The sequence below is a fragment of the Nocardiopsis kunsanensis DSM 44524 genome, assembly GCF_000340965.1.
GTDB classification, from domain to species: domain Bacteria; phylum Actinomycetota; class Actinomycetes; order Streptosporangiales; family Streptosporangiaceae; genus Nocardiopsis; species Nocardiopsis kunsanensis.
Genome location: NZ_ANAY01000037.1, coordinates 1 through 17,752, shown reverse-complemented (window position 1 = coordinate 17,752; position 17,752 = coordinate 1). Strand labels below are relative to the sequence as shown.

Below are 17,752 nucleotides of genomic sequence, written 5' to 3'. Positions count from 1 at the left end.
CCCCTTCTCCGTCGTCGGGGCCGGCGGCCCCTCGAACAGGCCCGTGTCGGTTCAGGCCTGTTCCTCCAGTTGGTCGAGGAGGTCGACCGCTGCCTCGGCGATCACGGTCCCGGGCGGGAACACCGCAGCGGCACCGGCCTCGTGCAGGGCCTCGACGTCGTCGGGTGGGATCACCCCTCCCACCACGACCATGATGTCGGGACGGTCCAGCTGCGCCAGTTCCTCACGCAGCGCCGGGACCAGGGTCAGGTGCCCGGCCGCCAGGGACGACACCCCGATCACGTGGACGTCGGACTCCACCGCCTGGGTGGCGACCTCCCGCGGTGTCTGGAACAGCGGCCCCACGTCCACGTCGAAACCGAGGTCGGCGAAGGCGGTCGCGATGACCTTCTGTCCGCGGTCGTGCCCGTCCTGGCCCATCTTGGCGACCAGGACGCGGGGGCGGCGGCCCTCGGCCTCGGTGAAGTCCTCGACCCGCTGCGTCACCCGGCCCATGAGGCCGGCGGCGTCCTCACTGTGGGAGGCCTCGTCCTTGTACACACCCTGGATGGTACGGATCTGCCCGGAGTGGCGGCCGAAGACCTTCTCCATGGCCTCGGAGATCTCCCCCACCGTCGCCTTGGCGCGTGCGGCGTCCACGGCGGCGGCGAGCAGGTTGGCCTCCAGGGTCCCGTCCGCCCTCGACTCGCGCGAAGCCGCCTCCGACAGGGCGTTCAGGGCGGTGGCCACGGCGTCCTCGTCGCGTTCGGCCCGCAGCCGCTCCAGCTTCTCGAGCTGCTCAGCGCGCACCCGCGAGTTGTCGACCCGCAGCACCTCGATGTCGTCGGGTGTGTCGGGGCGGTACTTGTTGACGCCGATGACGGGCTGGCGTCCGGAGTCGATGCGCGCCTGCGTACGGGCGGCCGCCTCCTCGATACGCATCTTCGGCAGCCCCGCGTCGATCGCGGCTGCCATACCTCCGGCCTTCTCCACCTCCTGGAGGTGCCCCCACGCCTTGGCGGCCAGCTCCTGGGTGAGGCGCTCGACGTAATAGCTGCCGCCCCAGGGGTCGACCGTGCGGGTGGTGCCCGATTCCTGCTGCAGCAGGAGCTGGGTGTTGCGGGCGATGCGCGCGGAGAAGTCCGTGGGCAGGGCCAGCGCCTCGTCAAGGGCGTTGGTGTGCAGCGACTGAGTGTGGCCCTGTGTTGCCGCCATCGCCTCCACGCACGTACGGGTGACGTTGTTGAACACGTCCTGCGCGGTCAACGACCATCCGGAGGTCTGCGAGTGGGTGCGCAGGCTCAGCGACTTGGGTTTGCTCCCGCCCAGATCGCCCACCAGTCGTGCCCACAGCAGTCGGGCGGCGCGCAGCTTGGCGACCTCCATGAAGAAGTTCATCCCGATCGCCCAGAAGAACGACAGACGCGGCGCGAACGCGTCCACCTCCAGGCCCGAGCTCTGTCCGGCCCGGATGTACTCGACCCCGTCGGCGAGGGTGTAGGCCAGCTCCAGGTCGGCGGTGGCCCCGGCCTCCTGCATGTGGTAGCCGGAGATCGAGATGGAGTTGAACTTCGGCATCCGCTGCGAGGTGTAGGCGAAGATGTCGGAGATGATCCGCATCGACGGCTGCGGCGGATAGATGTAGGTGTTGCGGACCATGAACTCCTTGAGGATGTCGTTCTGGATGGTCCCCGAGAGTTTCTCCGGGGGCACACCCTGCTCCTCGGCGGCGACGATGTAGAGCGCCAGTACCGGCAGCACCGCGCCGTTCATGGTCATGGACACGCTCATGCGGTCCAACGGGATCCCGTCGAACAGCTGGCGCATGTCGTAGATGGAGTCGATGGCCACGCCGGCCATGCCCACGTCGCCGGACACACGCGGGTGGTCGGAGTCGTACCCGCGGTGGGTCGCCAGGTCGAAGGCGACCGACAGGCCCTTCTGCCCGGCGGCGAGGTTGCGCCGGTAGAAGGCGTTGGATTCCTGGGCCGTGGAGAAGCCCGCGTACTGGCGGACCGTCCACGGCTGGTTGACGTACATGGTCGGGTACGGGCCCCGCAGGTACGGGGCGATGCCGGGCAGGCCGTCGACGAAGTCCAGCCCCTCGCGGTCGGCCGGGGTGTAGAGGGGCCTGACGCCGATGCCCTCGGGGGTCTCCCACTCCAGGGCCTCGGGTGCCTTGCCGGTGCCGGCCTCGACGGCGGCGCTCCAGTCGGCTGCCCCCTGGCCGGAGAACGCGGGCGGCTCCGCGGCCACCTCGGACAGATCCGGGATCATGCCTTCTCCCCCTGTTCGTGCGCGGCCTGTGCCGGCGGGTCGGTGTGGGCCAGGTCCACCAGGTCGGTCAGGAGTTCAACGGCGTCGCAGCCCTGGTGTGCGAAGGCGTCCACCCCGGCCTGCCGGTACACGTCGCGGGGTGTGCCGGCGAGCAGTACCCGGCGGGCACCGGCGCCCTTGAGGGCCCTGGCGGTGTCCTCGGCATGCTCGGTGTAGAAGTCGTCGGAGCCGCACAGGACCGCGACGCGGGCCCCGGAGTCGGCGAAGGCGTGCGCAGCTGCCTCCGCGCTCTCCAGCGGTCCGGGGTCGACGGCGGCCACTCCCCCGGCGGCCAGCAGGTTCGTGGCGAAGGAGGCGCGGGCGGTGTGCGCGGCGACGGGACCGAGCGTGGCCAGGAACGCCGTGGGGCGTTGCCCAGTGGTGCGTTCCTGTGCGTCGGCGCGGTCGCGCAGTGCCTCGAAGTCCTGGGAGTAGCGGCGCTGCGGGAACCCGCCGGGCGCCGGCGACCGTGCGGGGTCGGCGGGGCGTTCCAGCGGGGTCTCGGCGGCGTCGGGGAACTCGCTGACGCCGGTGAGCGGCGCCCTGCGGTGGGCGATGTCGGAGCGGCGGCGCCGCCACACCTCGTCGACGCCGTCGCGCAGCACCCCGTCGGAGAGGGCCCGGGCCGCGCCCCCGGAGGCCTCGATGTGCCGCAGGAACGCCCACCCGGCCTCGTAGAGGTCCTTGGTGAAGGCCTCCACGAAGAAGGATCCGCCGGCCGGGTCGATGACCCGCGCCAGGTTCGATTCCTCCTGGAGGACCGCCTGGGTGTTGCGGGCGACGCGGCGCGCGAAGTCGTCGGGCAGGCCCACGGCGGAGTCGAAGGGTTCCACCGTGACGGTGTCGGCGCCCCCGACCCCTGCGGCGAAGCAGGCCACGGTGGTGCGCAACATGTTCACGTGCGGGTCGCGGCGGGTCATCATCGCTTCGGACGTGGTGGCGTGCAGCCGCATGGTGCGCCGCTCGGGGCTCACCCCGCCGGTCGCCAGGACCTGGTTCCACATGGCACGTGCGGCCCGGAGTTTGGCGATACCGGCGAACTGGTCGGCGCCCACGGCCAACCGGAACTCGATGCGGCCCGCGGCGTCGTCGGGGTCGAGGCCGGCCTTGTGCAGGGCGCGCAGGTAGGCGGCACCGGTCGCGAGGGCCCATCCGAGTTCCTGCGCGTCCGAGCCGCCGGCTCCGTGTACGAGGGTGCCGTCGGCGACGAGGAGGCCCAGGTTCGGGCGCCCGCGAGCACGGTCGGCGGCGAAACGCACGGGATCGGTGACCTCAGCGGCCTCTCCGGTTCGTGCGGCGGTGCCCAGCGGGTCGATGCCCAGGTGGGAGATGACACGCCCGTCGGGGACCTCGGCGTCGGAGTGGGCGGTGAGCAGGGCGTCGGCGGCCTCCGCGTAGGAGGTGCCCGCGTCCAGCAGGACCGGGGCGAGGTCGAGGTGGACGTCGGTGAGGGCCTCGCCGAGGCGGTCGGCGGGCGCTCCGTCGGTCCCCACGGTGATCCACAGGGACCCGACGCCGTTCATGAGGTCGTCGTGCACACGGCGGCGCAGGACGGCCGGGTCGGTGTCGGTGTGCCTGGCCCGCACGTCCCATCCGGTGGTGACGTTGCCGTCGGCGCGATATCCCCGGGTGAAGGGGGGCATGCCCGGGAAACCGGGGTCGGCGGCGGGCGGCCGGGAGGTGTACAGGGGATCGATCACGAACCCGTCGTAGGAGGTGGCGGCCAGCACCGATTCCGGTGCTTCGGCGAGCCGCTCCTCGGCGACACCGCTCTTGCGCAGCACACCCGCCACGAGTTCCCGCCACCGTTCGGTGGTGGCGTCGGGGAACCCTTCGGCCAGGTGGGGGGCGCCTGCTGCGGCGGCCCCGTTCTCAGGGAGGTCCATACTCCGGATGGTAGAGAATCGTGTTCGGTTTCGGGACCGCGGGGCACCACTGCCGCGCAGCCGCAGGCCACCGACCTGCCACGGGCCCGCACTGGTCCGTCTTCCACAATGTTCCCACGGGCACGTGTTCCGTGTCACACGCGCGGGCTCTCAACAGAACAAGCTTCTCGGGGCACACCACGTCGCGGGGCACGACGAGGCCGTCCCCGCGCCTTGCCCGACCCGCCTTCCGACCGACCACACGCTCGAGAGGCGAGACGAGCATGAAGACCCACGCACACCGTCGCCGCCTGCCCCTCGCCCTGACGGCCGTCGGTACTGGTTGGCACCCTCATCGGGGATGCTTCCCGCCAGGTGTGTTCCGGCGGGGTCGGTGGTGAAGACTTCTTGTGTGGGGGCTGGGGCAGGGGTTTCTTGTGATGCCTGGGGCTCGGATTGGTTGGGGCAGGGGTTTCTTGTGATGCCTGGGTGGCTGGCAGCAAAAGGAACGGTGGGCATTTTCCTCCCCCTGGGGGCTTCATTGTGACCAACGCTTGCGGCGTGCGGGGGATGGTTCACTCCTGCGAAAGGCAACGGCCCCCTGCGGGGGCAACTACGGCCCTTCGGGCCTGGCCCCGCCTGCTCCCGGCAAGGCATTGCAGCCGGGGCCGAGGGGTGTGTGCGCGGCCCCCGAGGCCCCGCCTGCCCCCCAGCAGAGCATTGAGTCCGGGGGCGGCCGGTATGCGGGTGGCTGGGCGGGTTTCGGCGCGTGGGTATTGCTGCCGGAACCGGCTTCGGTTGTGGTTCTTGTTGCCGGTGTCGGGTTCAAGGCCCAGGCGGCGCCGGTCCGGGTGGTTGTTGGTGCCCTTGTGGGCACCGTAGGCGGGTGCTGGTGCCCACACGGGCACTGTCAACGGTGGTTTCGGTCTCCGAGGCCTGTCCGGGACTGCTGTTCCCCGGTCCGTGGCCAGAAATTGCGGGCTCGGGTGGTCCCCGGGGGGGTGGTCCCCGGGGGGAGCAGCACGCCACGACCGCACGGCACCGGTCCAGCTCCACCGGCGTGGGAGATTCTCCGAGGCAGGGATACGCACACGCCTGCCACCCCGGCTGCAATGCGCTACCGGGAGCGCGCGGGGCCGGCCGTTGCCTCCGGAGGAGGCAGGTGCCTTACGCAGGAGCGAGCGGCCACCGCACGCCGCAAGCGGTGATCGCAATGCCACGCCCCAGGGGGTTGGCGGTTGGGTCCCCCACCCTTTTGGGGCGGATGGTTGGCCTGCGGCCGTCGGGTGTTCGGCGGCGAGAGCGGGCCGGCCCGGGGAAGGGGTGGGCCGCACACCCCGAGGCGCCGCGAGAACCCACCACACACCCACCACACACCCGCCACATTCACCGCAATGAAAGAGGCGTGGCGGGGCGCCGAAGCGGGTTGCGGGAAGCCCCGGCCGGGCTACGCTCGACGCTCCGACGAACACCACCCACCAGTCACCGGCCCACCAGACCCTGCCCACCTGCCACCAGTCCATGGCCCCTGCTCCACCTGCACCGATCCACTCCGCCGACGGCCCGAGCGAAAGCTCACCCCCCGCGACCAGCACGATCCGGAGCGGAACTTATCCTGGTCCGTGCGCCCGTTCACCCCCGGACCGGTTGCACGGACCGGCCGTATCCCTGACACGGCCGGCATCGGCAGCATCCCGCGCCGATCCTGTCCCCCACAAGACACCGAAAGGGTCCCACCATGATCCGCTCCGCACGCCGCCACCGCCTCGCTCTCGGGCTGGCCGCGGCCGGTTCCGCCCTGACCCTGGCCGCCTGCGGCGCCGACGAATCCGTCGACGCCGAGGACACCGCGGCCGAGGAGGCCGCCGTCGAGGACGAGGAGCCCGAGGACACCGAGGAGGGCTCGGCCGGCGACGGTGAGTGGAACACCGGCGAGATCCCGGACGAGCTCCCCCGCTTGGACGACGGCGACCTGCCCGACGAGGAGCCCGACAGCGAGGCCTCCCTCTCCGACAAGATCGCCTGGGAGGCTTTCAACGACGTGGCCGACGTCGGTGTGATCGTCGACCCCGACGCTGCCTGGGAGTGCCCCGACATCGAGGGTGAAGAGGGCGAGGAGGCCACCTGCACCGTCACCTACTTCGGTGAGGACTTCGACTACGAGGTCACGATGGAGGGTGGCGGCGGCTTCATCGTCAACTACGAGGCGGCACTGCCCGAGGGCCCGATCGTGCGTGAGGCCGCCGAGAACGCGATCCGGTACTCCGCCGAGACCGAGGAGGTGCGATGCGACATGGACGAGGTCCTGCGCACCCCGCTGGACACCGATGACGTCGTGCAGTGCGAGGCCCGCGACGGCGACGACACCATCGACTACAGCATCGGTGTGAACGGCTACGGCACCATGAACCCCTCGCCCGAGATGTGACTGTCGGTGCAAGCATGGACTTCCGCACGCGGATCTCCCACACGGCCTTCCGCGCACGAACGGCCCCGCCACGGCGGGGCCGTTCCTGTTTTCCGGCCGCTCTCGCCCACGAAGGAAATAATAAGCATAAGCCCTCTGTACCGAGCGAGCCCCAAAGAGGATCATAAAGAGGAAAATTCGGGCCAACTACAACAGTTCGGAACTGTTTCATATTGAACTTGGCTCTTCGGCACACCGCCGCTGACCTGGAAGAGCGAGAAACCTGGTTCTTTTTCTCGAAAGAATTGACGATTCTGGTTTCCGGTGCTCTACGCTGGCGGCATCGCCTCGGCCACCGATGCCCACCGGCAGCGATCGCCGGAAACGTCCATCGGCGACGTCCGAGGTGAGCCCCAGAACTGAAGACCAGACACGGTGACCCCGCGACGGTTGAGAACCGCCCGGGGCCGTGGCCAGCAACTCATCTCCTACTAAGCAAAGGATCTTGCCAGCATGCCCCAGTGTATCGCTGCCGTGTTCAAGGCTGTCTCGAAAGCCCTCCGGGCGCTGCTCTGCCCGCCCAAGGGCCGCCACTCGGCCGGACAGCTCCGGCGCCGCCGCTCGACCCGCGTGCGCCGCTACGCTCCCCGCACACCCGCCGCCCCGGCACCTCTGCCTTCACACCCGGTGGCACGGAAGTCCCAGGCCAGCGCGGCCGAGCGCCCTCACCCGAAGCCGCCTGCGAGCCCGACGCCACCGGCATCCCTGGAGCCGCCAACGGTCGAGATCGACGCCGACGAGATCGCCCTGGTACGCCCCTACTTCACCGCCCACGAGCCCGAGGGCGAGGCCGAGCGGATCCAGAACCGCGCCACCGCACGCCTTTGTCAGTGGGGCGCCGACCTCTGGTCCGACCCCGACCCCGTGCTCCGGTTCGGCCCCGCCCCAGCAGGCACCCGCGCCTACACCCTCGACGAGTTCCTCGACCCCGGCCCGGAGCCCGACCCCGACCCGGTCGCGGCTCCGTCCCCGGAACCCGCCCCGGAAGCACGCGCACACCCGGCCACCGCTTTCCACGTGCCCGCACCGCGCCCGCCGTCGCCGCGCCTGCCCGCACGCATGCACGAACTCCCCCACCTGTCACGCATCCGCGCCCGCCAGCAGGAGCGCCTGACCCGGGTGAGCGCATGAGCGCCCTCCACCCGGCCCGTCCCGGAACCACCGTGTGGGAACCGCGCACCTACCCCGGAACCCTGACGCACCTGAGCACGGCCCGCGCCGACCTCTCCCGCGACCTGGCCGGCTTCGACTGCGACCTCGTCGGAACGGTCCTGCTGTGCGCGAGCGAGCTGTTCGCCAACTGCGTCGAGTACACCGACTCCGGGCACCGGGATGGGGAGGTGATGCGCTTCCTGGCCTGGGAGAACAGCCGGATCCGCATCGGCTTCACCGACGCCGGCGGCTCGGGCGGGCTTCCCCGGATCCCGGCCGAGCGCAGCGACGACGAGTGGGCGTGGGCCGAGGGACAGCGGGGCCTGCTCATGGTCGACACATTGTCCACAGCCTGGGGATATCTTTCGTCCGCGCCCTGGGCCGACCTGGGCACCCACGTGTGGGCCGAGTTCCCGATCCCGCCCGGGACCCCGACACCGCAACACCTGGCCGCCTACGTCTTCACCACACTCCACCGCGGCGCCTGAGGACACGCACACCCGCAGACCGGGCCGCGGGCCGGACGGCCCTCGAGCCGAACGGACCCCGGCCCGCTCTCCACCGGGGCCGACCGCGGCATCACCAGTCGGGTCAGGGGATCAGGCACGGCCGGATCCGGCCGACCGGGTGGACCGGACCCTCAGCTCGGCAACGGCACCCGCACCTGTTGGATACGCCCGTCACCCAGATGCAGGTACGCCGTACCGACGTCGAGTCTCGGCGCTGGAACGCCCTTGGGGAGCCGGATCCCCAGCACCTCTCCGTCGGCCTGGGCCTGAGGGGAGAGCAGCGCCCCCATCCGGTTGCGCTTCAGGTTGACGTGCCACCCGTTGAAACCGCCCTGCAGGGCCTCGTTCCCACCGGCTGCGATGATGGCCCACCCCTCACCGACCATGCCGCGTGCGATACGGGTGAACTCTCGTCCCAGATCACTGTTGAGGAGCAGCTCGGCGTCATCGACGACGACGACGGCCGTGTCCCCTTCCATCGCACCGAGCGCCTTGTGCAGCTGGGAGAGTTTCGGTTCCGGCGAGTCCAAGTAGGCCACGACCGAACGGTGGCCCTTCAACGAGGACAGCGGGGAGGTCCTGGGGGCGACCACGAGCAGTTCACTCCCGCCCATCACCAGGGTCTGCGCCATCGTCAACAGCATGCTGGACCGCCCCGAACGCGGCGGGCCGCTGATGAGGAAGGTCGGTGTCGAGGCGAGGTCGGCGCCGATCGCGGTCAGTTCGTTGCCACCGACCCCGAGCAGAGCCCAGAGCGGGCGCAGCGGACCGTCCAGGTAACGTTCGGTCTCGCGCAGAGTGAGGTGCTCGGGCAGCACGTCCACCCGGAACGGGCCCGGGGCCGTCCCCTTCGGGGTACGGCGCTGAAGGAACCGGGCGATCGAAGTGAGCTCGGCCGCCTGGGCACCGCCCGAGGGGTCCTCGGTGAGCAGGGCACCCTGGAGCTCCGTGGAGTCGCTCCCCCTGAAGGCCCGCCCGTCCGGAACCGATTCGGGGAGCTTGCGGGCCTGCAGCCCCGCGGCGTTGTAGTCGCCCGGGTCGTTGCAGCGCAGCACCAGCCGGTGTTCGGTGGTCGATGCGTACTTGGTCCGGGTGAGGCTCTTGTCGCCCGTCATGACGAAGTGGATCCCGACGGCCGCCCCGTCACGCATGAGGGTCACGGCCTGTTCGATGAGGCCGCCGTAGTTGTAGTCACCGAAGGTCTGCTCGAAGACGTCCCAACGGTCGAGCACGACCACGATGTGGGCCGGCCGGTCCTCGCCCGTCGTCCGGTCCCGCATCTCCTCGAGATCGGCGCAGCCCTGCGCGGCCAACAACTTCTGCCGACGTTCGAGTTCCGAACCGAGCAGACCGAGCAGGCGCACCACACGCTCCTGCTGGGTCCGGTTGACGACCGCGCCACAGTGCGGGAACCCCTCCAGCGGCAGCAACGCGCCGTTCCCGCAGTCGATCCCGTACATGTGCACGTCGGTGGGGTGGTGCCCCAGTCCCAGTGCCGCCACGATCGTGCGCAGGAACTGCGAACGCCCGCTGCGCCCCGAACCGATGATGTGCAAGTGGGTGAGGGTCCTCAGATCGACCGTGAAGGGATCCTGGCGCTGGTGGGCGGGCAGGTCCATGAGCCCGACAGGGACGGGCTGGATTCGGCCTTCCTCGGCGGCCTGCGCGCCGGCACGACGCGCCAGGGCCGTCAGAGTGAGCCGTTCCGGCAGGGCCGGGAGCCAGGGGCTGGGCTGGCGCTGGACGCCGGCCCCCTCGGCCGCCTCCCCGACCGCCTTGACCAGTGCCGTGAGGTCGGTGACCTCGACGTCCCCCTGACCGTTCTTCTCCTCCCGGGAAAAAGCGGGCGGCAGGACCGCGAGGTCGTCCCACCGCAGAGGAACCACTTCGGGGGCCTCGGCCTCTGCGGAGACCACCACACGCCGACCGCCCACACGGCCCGTCTGGAAAGGCAGGAGGGACGCGTGCCCGAGCCTGGCATAGGCACGGCCCGGTGTGTCGATCCCGATGTGTGCGGAGTCCACGGCGTCGATGACGTCACGGCTCTCACCGACGTCCGTCATGCGCAGGGCGATACGCAGGTTCGTGTTGGCGCGGATGTCGTTGGTGATCACACCGCCCGGGCGCTGGGTCGCCAGCACGAGGTGGATGCCGAGGGAACGTCCGCGCTGGGCGATGTTGACCAGACCCTTGACGAAGTCGGGCAGCTCCCGTGCCAGGGACGCGAACTCGTCGATCACCAGCATCAGGCGCGGCATCTGCGGCAGGGAGGGATCCCGGTCGAGCAGGTCGACGTAGTCCTCGATGTCCTTGGCGCCGGCGTCGGCGAGGATGTGCTCCCGCCGGTGCAGCTCCGCGCCGAGGGAGACCAGGGCGCGGCTCACCAGGTGGGTGTCGAGGTCGGTGACCATGCCGACGGTGTGCGGGAGGTCGACACAGTCCTTGAACGCGCTCCCGCCCTTGTAGTCGACCAGTACGAACGACATCGACTCGGGCCTGTTGACGGTCGCCAGCGATGCCACGAGGGTCTGCAAGAGCTCGGACTTCCCCGAACCCGTGGTCCCCGCGATCAGGGCGTGGGGACCGTCGCGGCGGATGTCCACGGAGAAGGGTCCGTCGAGCCCCGCACCGAGGGTCGCGATGGTGCTGCGGCCGTTGCTGGTCCAGTGCGCCTCGATGGCCTCGCCCGTCGGTGGTTCCAGCCCGATCACGTCGAGCAACCGCGAGGAGCGCGGGAGGGAGGCCCCGTCCTCGGCGACGCTGATGTCGCGCAGCGGCCCCATCGCGCGCCCGAGACGCGCCGCCCATTCGCGGGACGGCAGGTCGGGGCGGATGTCCTCGACGTTGTCGAACTCGGTACGGCGCAGGCGTATCTCGTACTCGGTGAAGCTGATGACGGCCTTGCACTCCTCGGGGAGGAGGCGTTCGTCGTTGTCCAGGCAGAGGACGTTGATCCCGACGGCGGGGCCCTCCCGCAGGAGTTGGACCACACCCGGGAGGGAACGCAGCCGCCGTGCACCGTCCAGGACCACGACGACCTGGGTCATGCCGTCGGTCGCGCCGCGGGGAGCGCCCTGGCGGGCCTCCATGAGGCTGAGGAGCTCGGAGATGCGCCGGGCACAGGTCTGGGAGTCGATCCCGATGCGGTTGAGGGACGTGCCGCCCCCGCGCATGTGCGGCAGATAGCGCGTCCAGTCCCATCGCTCGTGGTCGTTGCGCAACGAGAGCAGGCACAGTTCGAGTTCGGCCGGGCTGTGCAAGGCCGCCAACTGCGCGACCAGCCACCGTTCGAGGGCCTCGGCGCGTTCTCCCAGGCCCGCCACACCGACCACCCCGTGCTCTCGGACCGAGAGCGTGGCAGGCACGTCGTAGAGATCCCAGGTCACGTCCTTGCGGTGCTCCTCCTTCGTGGGGTCGGTGAGCACCACTTGGGAGGGGACCGTTCCCGTGCCGACGCGCAGGGTGGTGAAGTCACCGTCGGTGGGCCTGCGCTCCCACAGGCGCGAGCGCGGTCCTGTGGCCATGAGCAGGACCGACGCTGGGTCGGGACAGTTGTCCCGGAGCTTGCGCTGTTCGGTCAGGAGGGCATCGGAGGCATCCTTCTTGATGCGTTCGGTCTTGCTCTCGAACTCGGCCAGCTGCTTCTCGTAACGGGCACGGGACGTGCGCCGCTGCAGAAGCTGCATGAACAACACCGAGACCGGGGAGAGCAGGCCGATGAGGAGGTAGTGCGGGCGCCCCATGACCAGTGCGCCACCGACCGCCAGCATGAGCGGCATGAGGATCATGACGGCCATCTGGGCGAGCGGCTTGTCGGGCTCCTCGGGGGGCGCCGGAAGTTTGAACTTGGTCTTGTTCGGTGCCGGATGCAGGCGCGGCGGACGGTTGTAGTCCAGACCCGTGCCGTCCTCGGAACTGACCAGCGGGGCGTCCGGGCGCGCGTACGGCCAAGCCTCCAGGATGGTGTCACCGACGTCGAGCTGCTGTCCCGTGGGCCATTCGGATCCCGGGATGAACGGCTCGCCCTCCAGCGTGACCTGCTGCTGCCCGCCCTCGTCCATGGTCAGCACGGAACCGCGCGGGGTGACCCGGATCGCGGTCCAGGCCCCCTCGGTGTCCAGGCGGAGAACGGCCTCCTCGGCGTCACCGAGCACGTAGTCACCCGGGTCGAGACGCAGCACGACACCGGCACGGTCACCCGAGACCACACGGATCTCCACGACTCCCGGCGGGTCCGAGCTCTCACTGACGGGACCGCCCACCCCGACGACAGCTCCGTCCACCAGGCCGGCATCGGCGACCGGGGTCTGCGGGTCGATCCGGTTCTCCCCCGCGTACAACGGGACCTCTTCGCCCGGCGACCGGGGGACGAGCCGGACCAGAGGGTCGAGCACATGGCTGAGTTGTCGGACGGTCGAGCCCGGGTCGGTGTCCACGATCACTTCGAGCCGTGGCACGGCCTTGGGGTCCACGGGGAGTTCCCGGCCGGGGGCCGCGGCCGGTGAGATGGTGAAGAGTAAGCGCACGGTCGGGTTCTTCCGTCTGTGCCGGGGAGGGATCTCCTGAGCACTGGGGCAGTGGAAAGGTCCCGTGCCGGGGCCGGCACGGGACCTGGGGGCGGGGACGGTCCCGCACGAGTCACCTCAGGCCGGAGCCGAGCTCCTCGTCGGTGGAGCTGAAGGTCTCACCGACCTGCTGGACGTACTTGCTGATGCCCTCGAGGCCTTCGTTGACCTGCTCGAAACCCTGGGCGAAGTCCTCGAAGAACGGACGGAACTTATCCTCTGCCGCCGGGGTGCTGTAGCCGTCGGCGATGAGGCCCTCGACCTTGCCCTTGATGTCGGTCATCCGCTCCTGGAACTCGGCGAAGTCGGTGGCCAGGGAGCTGGAGGTCTCCTCGGTGCGGTCGGTGTTGACCTCGTACTTGGGCATGGGTTGCTCTCCTCGTCTATTACCGGGGGTGTTCGGTACGTGTTTCGGGGCCTGGGAACGTGTGTGATCAGGGCTCAGGCTGTGGGACTCACACCGGCCGGGTTCGGTTCGCGTTTCCAGAACCACGCGGTGCCCGTGATCGCGTCGAAGAGGTCGAGCACTTCGTCCTGTTGCGCGACGTTCGGACTACTGCAGGTGACCAGGGCCTTCTCGCGGATCCCGGGGATGTCGAAAGCGGTGTGCATGACCACCGACCTGACCGCGGTGCCGTCCTCGAGGATGTGGTCGGTGACCCCTTGGGCCCGGCCGCACGGGTTGCGGGCCCCGGAGTCCAAGAGCTCGACCTGGCCGCGTTCCAACCAGGCCCCTTCCCGCTCCACCGCGTTGGCGGGATGGATGTGGTCGACCATGCGCAGGGGATCCATCTCGTAGCCGCGCGGCGGCAGGAAGCTGAACACACAGACGTTGGCCATGAAGATGCCGTCGTCGTACTTCTCGATGCTGCCGGCCGCGCTCACCAGGCCCGATTCGGTGATCTGGCGGGCGACCCGGGCGAGGTCCACGAAGAAGTCGTCGATCACGGCGCGCCCCTCGGGGGTGTCGCCCGCCTCCTGGATGATCTTGGTCCGCAGGCCCGCCAGGCCGTTGTCGCTCAGGTCGTACTGCATCCATTGGTCGGGGACCCGGATGTCCACGCCGATCATCGCGTCGGCGGACGCGTTGCTCTCGAACTGGTAGGCCATGGAGTGTCGCTGCTCCTCGTACGCAGGAAGGCTAGGGCTGGGGACCGCCGGCGGGCGGGGGGCCGCCGCCTTCCTCACCCACGAGTTCCGACGCCAGCCCCAGGTCGGCCTCCTCGAAGGACTCCAGGACGGGGTCGATCGCGTCCTTGATGTCCCGGATGTTCTTGGCCATCCGCTCGTATGCGGCGGTGCTGTCCTCGATGTAGTCGCGCGCCTTGTCCACCAGACGCTCGGGCCCCAACCCGTCGGCGTTGTCCTCGGCGCGCTCGGAGGCGCTGTCGCTGAACCGGCCTTCGATGGAGCTGAGGGAGCCACGGATCTCCACCAGCGTCTCGCCGTCGAGGGAGATTTTCGGCATGGCGATCAGTCCCCGTTCCCGGGCCGCTGCTCACGCTGAACGGAGGCGGCGTGCTTGTACTTGACGGCGTCCAGAGGGAAGGGCGTCCGGAGAGCGCGGGGGTCCATGCCCTCCTCCACCAGTGCCGGGAAGAGCTCGTCCTGGCTGTCACAGCGGGCGGTGATGTACTTGCGGTCCCCCGTGACGATCTCGATCCCGGAGCCCTTCTTGCCGTTGGTCAGGTTGTGACCGAGACGCCACACGTCGCGGCGGGTGAAGTCGGCGCTGCCGATGTAGGCGATCGCGCGCGTGGAGATCTTGAATGTGCGCCGACCGTTACTGACCTCGAGCACACCGCCCTTGAGCTTGACCTCCACTGCAGTACAAACGAGCATCACGCCCAGGATCACCAGGGAGAGAAAGATGATGAAGAAGATGGACCACCACGGCGCTTCGTCATCGGTGAACACGATGTAGGTACCCACCAGGAAGATCGCGGCAGAGGCGATCTGGCCGCCCAGGCGGTAGATCGGGTTGGTGACCACTACGCCCAGGTGGCGCTCGCCCGAGGGCTGCGGCTGCCTCTGCTGGGCGCTCTGCTTCTGCCCGGGACTCTGCCTCTGCTGGGGGTTCTGAGGCGGCTGACTCATAGGGGTTCCAAAGGGGGTCACGGGGACGGGGTGGCACGAAGCGGCACGATCGACCAATCACTACACGTGCCCCCACAAGAGTATGAGATCGCCACCCAGAGCGGGCAACTGGTCACCCGTGTGACGATGACCGGCTTCGGACAGTCAGGTGACGGTGAAGAACGTGCCTACTCACAGCCCGGGTGGTTCCGGCATCCACAACAGCCGCTGTCCTGCCTGTCAGCACGCAAGGACGCACTCTCTGCTTTGCTCTCGCCACCCGTCATTCTCGCTCAGTGACCGCCAGTACTCGCGGATGGCAATGCCTGCACTCATCGACCGTGGTGGAGGCACACCGATGGCATCTACTGCACCCTCGGTCGGGACAGAGCCACAACCAGGGAGCAGGACGTTCCTGACCGGTCTCAGGGTCACGCCACAACCGCGCCGGCTCGTAACGCTCTTCATGAGCGATGTTGCCCACCTCGTCCAGGCGCCGGTCGATGATCCGGTTCCCCAGAGCGTCATAGATCGTCTCGCTCACCAGACGGTCGGTCTCGTCCCACTCATGCCAAGGGCCCACGCGCCCGTAGGGATGATGCAGGACCCCCTGGAGCACGAGCTTCCCGACCGGGGACCACTCCCAGACCGGCCCTTCTTCCCGACCATCCAAGACCTGGCGCATACGCGTGCGTCCGTTGCCGGTAACTGAGGTCAGATACCCCCAGTACGCCTCACCCCGCACGCGGAACCGCTCATCCAGAGCATCCCAACGGACCCGGTCTTCGGCCACTCCACCGCTGAAGGCCTAATTCCGAGGCTCGCCCGAACTCCTTGCGATAGGCACTTCCATCCACGGAAAAAACCGAGGCCAAGCCTCTGCTCCTCCTGGTAACACCCGACTCCTTTCTCCAGAACATCGGACAACATGAATCCATAATCATCCCGCTTTCGTCGAACTCGAGGGGCCCATGCTGTTCCTAGAATCACCTCCGACACCAACCCCTCCCGCGCCCCCAGGCATACATTCCGCCCGCATCGATACCATGGAAAATGGAATTGTAATATCATTTCAGATTCTTGGGCTCCGACCAGACAGAAAACTCCACACTACAGTACCCCTAGGAGAAAATAGGAAACGGTGATCAGGCCGCGTTCGTGATGTACAGAGCAACCGGCGAACGCGGACCCCTGATAACCTGTATGATTCTCGCCATGAAAGTCAATATCTTCTTCATCGATCTTGATCATTCCAAACAGCGCCACCTTCGTTCCCTCCAAGCTCCTGTGGGCCGTAGATTATTCTACCTACTCTGTGAACCCGCGCTTTTTCCAGGACTCCGCTGAAATCAAAGCAACAGAGAAATGCTTCGACGAGACTTCGGACGACTTTTCCGGATAGCTCCTGGGCGCGGGTCGGTCAGCACACCCGGTGTCGGCCCCAGGATCCTGGGGAGCGACGCGAGCTCCTGCTCACCCTGACGAGCTTTGCTCTTTTCTAGAAACCGAGAGCACCACGAGCCGGTGAGTTCATGACTCACCCCTGAGACAGGAGAAGAGCGTCCTGCACCTCGGTTGGGGCCAAGCAGCCCTGGACACAGCCAACCCGGCCGAGACCCAGATTCCGGAACCGTCCCTCAGTCGGGGAGTGGGCGACTCGGAGCCACCTCCTCAGGGTCGACTCCTTTTGAACGCAAGAAACGGTCTACCTTACGCGCCAGCAACTCCACCCTATCAACCCTCCCTTCAATTGAGTAGTAGATCACCCTCAGCTTATCTCCACCCCTCACGGACTCTAGCCGTTCAATTTCCTTGATATCTTTTTCTGCATGCTTCCTTACGCTTAATACGGAGAAGCGAGAAACCTCAAACTTCTTAGCCCCCCACCCCCCTAGGAATCCTAGCTCCCCTGCCTTGTCGTAGCGCGCCAATATGACATCACGGCGGTAATCTTCGTAATTATTAATGAGCTCTATCGCAGCAGGAACCATGAATCCAGAGTGAGGAAGATACTTTCTTTTCGGATCTTGGATTTTCCCAACAACCCAAATCGCAAAGATAGACCAAGAAATAAAAATAGACACAACGGCAAATCGATACCCTGCCTTGTCTGGCACCGCTTCCATAAGAAGCGCAAAATCATTGCTTTCATCGAGTGCATAGAGTGAGGCCATCCATCCTGCAATGGCGCCGAGAAACAAAATTCCTTGCAAAGGCCACCTCTGCCACGCTGGACGCAGCAAACTACGGTTCGCACTTGTCACGCATACCCCTGAATCGGTTGTTTATGTCGAGAAGCAGATTACGAACAAAGAGAAGAGGGTCAATGGAAATTGACTTCACCTCTTTTTCAGCCTCTTCCAGAAAATCTTCCTCCTCCCACAACTCACTGAGCCTTTTTCATCCTGAGTGTGCAGGTCACAGCCGCGTACCGGTCTGGCGAAACCTCCCATGACAGCAAGAAGCCCCTGGTAGACGGGTTAACGACCAAGAAAACCTGACACACCAGAGGCTCCATATGCTGTTCTACCGTGCCGCGCTGCCCCTGTCACGCTGGACCCTGAACCTGGCCGCCCGCACCATCCGTGCCCACCGCAAGAACACCGGCTCCCGATGGCGCCGCTTGGCCCCCGCACAACAGGCCCTGCTCGTACTGGTCCACCTCCACAAAGGTGAGACGTTCACCCAGGTCGCAGCCGGTTTCGAGGTGGGCACCACGACCGCCTGGCGCTACGTGCGCGAGACCGCGGCCCTGCTCGCGAAGCAGGCACCCACCCTCGAACAGGGCCTACGCCGCGCACGCCGCACAGGGTGGGGATATGC

The 17,752-nt window shown here is 67.9% G+C and carries 14 protein-coding genes; 4 read left to right on the top strand and 10 right to left on the bottom strand.

All coding sequences use genetic code 11. The features are described from left to right. Window positions 1-51 precede the first annotated feature (51 nt). Complete coding sequence (gene scpA, locus D456_RS0119730; RefSeq protein WP_017577908.1) at window positions 52-2,256, bottom strand: methylmalonyl-CoA mutase; 2,205 nt, start codon at window positions 2,254-2,256, stop codon at window positions 52-54. Continuing rightward, window positions 2,253-4,181 carry a methylmalonyl-CoA mutase subunit beta gene (locus D456_RS0119725; protein WP_017577907.1) on the bottom strand — a complete coding sequence of 643 codons (1,929 nt, stop codon included), beginning with the start codon at window positions 4,179-4,181 and terminating at the stop codon, window positions 2,253-2,255. Before D456_RS0119725 ends, scpA begins: the two co-directional genes overlap by 4 nt. Window positions 4,182-5,898: 1,717 nt before the next feature. On the opposite strand from D456_RS0119725, the gene D456_RS0119720 reads away from it, so the two are divergent. From D456_RS0119720 to D456_RS24575, 3 genes are all read left to right on the top strand, one after another. Further along, a complete protein-coding gene (locus tag D456_RS0119720; RefSeq protein ID WP_017577906.1) occupies window positions 5,899-6,588 on the top strand; it encodes a hypothetical protein in 690 nt (229 codons plus the stop codon). Between the two features lie 492 nt (window positions 6,589-7,080). After that, window positions 7,081-7,758, top strand: coding sequence for a hypothetical protein (locus D456_RS25200; RefSeq protein WP_051049504.1), 678 nt, complete (start codon window positions 7,081-7,083; stop codon window positions 7,756-7,758). Next, complete coding sequence (locus D456_RS24575) at window positions 7,755-8,267, top strand: ATP-binding protein (RefSeq protein ID WP_017577905.1); 513 nt, start codon at window positions 7,755-7,757, stop codon at window positions 8,265-8,267. Before D456_RS25200 ends, D456_RS24575 begins: the two co-directional genes overlap by 4 nt. Before the next feature lie 152 nt (window positions 8,268-8,419). Here the strand turns inward: D456_RS24575 and D456_RS0119705 are convergent, their stop codons facing one another. The 8 genes from D456_RS0119705 to D456_RS26685 form a co-directional block, all read right to left on the bottom strand. Then, window positions 8,420-12,814: an FtsK/SpoIIIE domain-containing protein gene (locus tag D456_RS0119705; protein WP_017577904.1), complete on the bottom strand. Its 4,395-nt coding sequence runs from the start codon at window positions 12,812-12,814 to the stop codon at window positions 8,420-8,422. 112 nt (window positions 12,815-12,926) lie between these two features. Continuing rightward, window positions 12,927-13,220 (bottom strand): WXG100 family type VII secretion target, encoded by a 294-nt coding sequence (locus tag D456_RS0119700; RefSeq protein ID WP_017577903.1) that lies wholly within the window; start codon window positions 13,218-13,220, stop codon window positions 12,927-12,929. A gap of 74 nt (window positions 13,221-13,294) precedes the next feature. Beyond that, window positions 13,295-13,963 carry a hypothetical protein gene (locus D456_RS0119695; RefSeq protein ID WP_017577902.1) on the bottom strand — a complete coding sequence of 223 codons (669 nt, stop codon included), beginning with the start codon at window positions 13,961-13,963 and terminating at the stop codon, window positions 13,295-13,297. Window positions 13,964-13,994: 31 nt separating this feature from the next. After that, on the bottom strand, window positions 13,995-14,321 hold the full coding sequence (locus D456_RS24570; protein WP_017577901.1) for a hypothetical protein: 327 nt from the start codon (window positions 14,319-14,321) through the stop codon (window positions 13,995-13,997). A 5-nt stretch (window positions 14,322-14,326) separates the two neighbouring features. Beyond that, complete coding sequence (locus tag D456_RS0119685) at window positions 14,327-14,950, bottom strand: hypothetical protein (protein WP_083904637.1); 624 nt, start codon at window positions 14,948-14,950, stop codon at window positions 14,327-14,329. Between the two features lie 262 nt (window positions 14,951-15,212). Next, complete coding sequence (locus D456_RS27620; protein ID WP_239643889.1) at window positions 15,213-15,614, bottom strand: hypothetical protein; 402 nt, start codon at window positions 15,612-15,614, stop codon at window positions 15,213-15,215. Window positions 15,615-16,039: 425 nt separating this feature from the next. Next, window positions 16,040-16,180: a hypothetical protein gene (locus D456_RS26935; RefSeq protein WP_160166740.1), complete on the bottom strand. Its 141-nt coding sequence runs from the start codon at window positions 16,178-16,180 to the stop codon at window positions 16,040-16,042. Window positions 16,181-16,566: 386 nt separating this feature from the next. Then, complete coding sequence (locus D456_RS26685) at window positions 16,567-17,103, bottom strand: hypothetical protein (protein WP_152442625.1); 537 nt, start codon at window positions 17,101-17,103, stop codon at window positions 16,567-16,569. A 344-nt stretch (window positions 17,104-17,447) separates the two neighbouring features. Here D456_RS26685 and D456_RS0119675 point away from each other — a divergent pair. Next, the coding region (locus D456_RS0119675) for a helix-turn-helix domain-containing protein (protein ID WP_017577899.1) at window positions 17,448-17,752 on the top strand (305 nt) is incomplete at its 3' end.

Coding starts and splice junctions, on each gene's coding strand:
- D456_RS25200 (WP_051049504.1), top strand. CDS start 7,081: ATGCCCCAGTGTATCGCTGCCGTGTTCAAGGCTGTCTCGAAAGCCCTC.
- D456_RS0119725 (WP_017577907.1), bottom strand. CDS start 4,181: ATGGACCTCCCTGAGAACGGGGCCGCCGCAGCAGGCGCCCCCCACCTG.
- D456_RS0119700 (WP_017577903.1), bottom strand. CDS start 13,220: ATGCCCAAGTACGAGGTCAACACCGACCGCACCGAGGAGACCTCCAGC.
- D456_RS27620 (WP_239643889.1), bottom strand. CDS start 15,614: ATGCGCCAGGTCTTGGATGGTCGGGAAGAAGGGCCGGTCTGGGAGTGG.
- D456_RS0119695 (WP_017577902.1), bottom strand. CDS start 13,963: ATGGCCTACCAGTTCGAGAGCAACGCGTCCGCCGACGCGATGATCGGC.
- D456_RS24575 (WP_017577905.1), top strand. CDS start 7,755: ATGAGCGCCCTCCACCCGGCCCGTCCCGGAACCACCGTGTGGGAACCG.
- D456_RS24570 (WP_017577901.1), bottom strand. CDS start 14,321: ATGCCGAAAATCTCCCTCGACGGCGAGACGCTGGTGGAGATCCGTGGC.
- D456_RS26685 (WP_152442625.1), bottom strand. CDS start 17,103: ATGGCCTCACTCTATGCACTCGATGAAAGCAATGATTTTGCGCTTCTT.
- D456_RS26935 (WP_160166740.1), bottom strand. CDS start 16,180: ATGATCAAGATCGATGAAGAAGATATTGACTTTCATGGCGAGAATCAT.
- D456_RS0119720 (WP_017577906.1), top strand. CDS start 5,899: ATGATCCGCTCCGCACGCCGCCACCGCCTCGCTCTCGGGCTGGCCGCG.
- scpA (WP_017577908.1), bottom strand. CDS start 2,256: ATGATCCCGGATCTGTCCGAGGTGGCCGCGGAGCCGCCCGCGTTCTCC.
- D456_RS0119685 (WP_083904637.1), bottom strand. CDS start 14,950: ATGAGTCAGCCGCCTCAGAACCCCCAGCAGAGGCAGAGTCCCGGGCAG.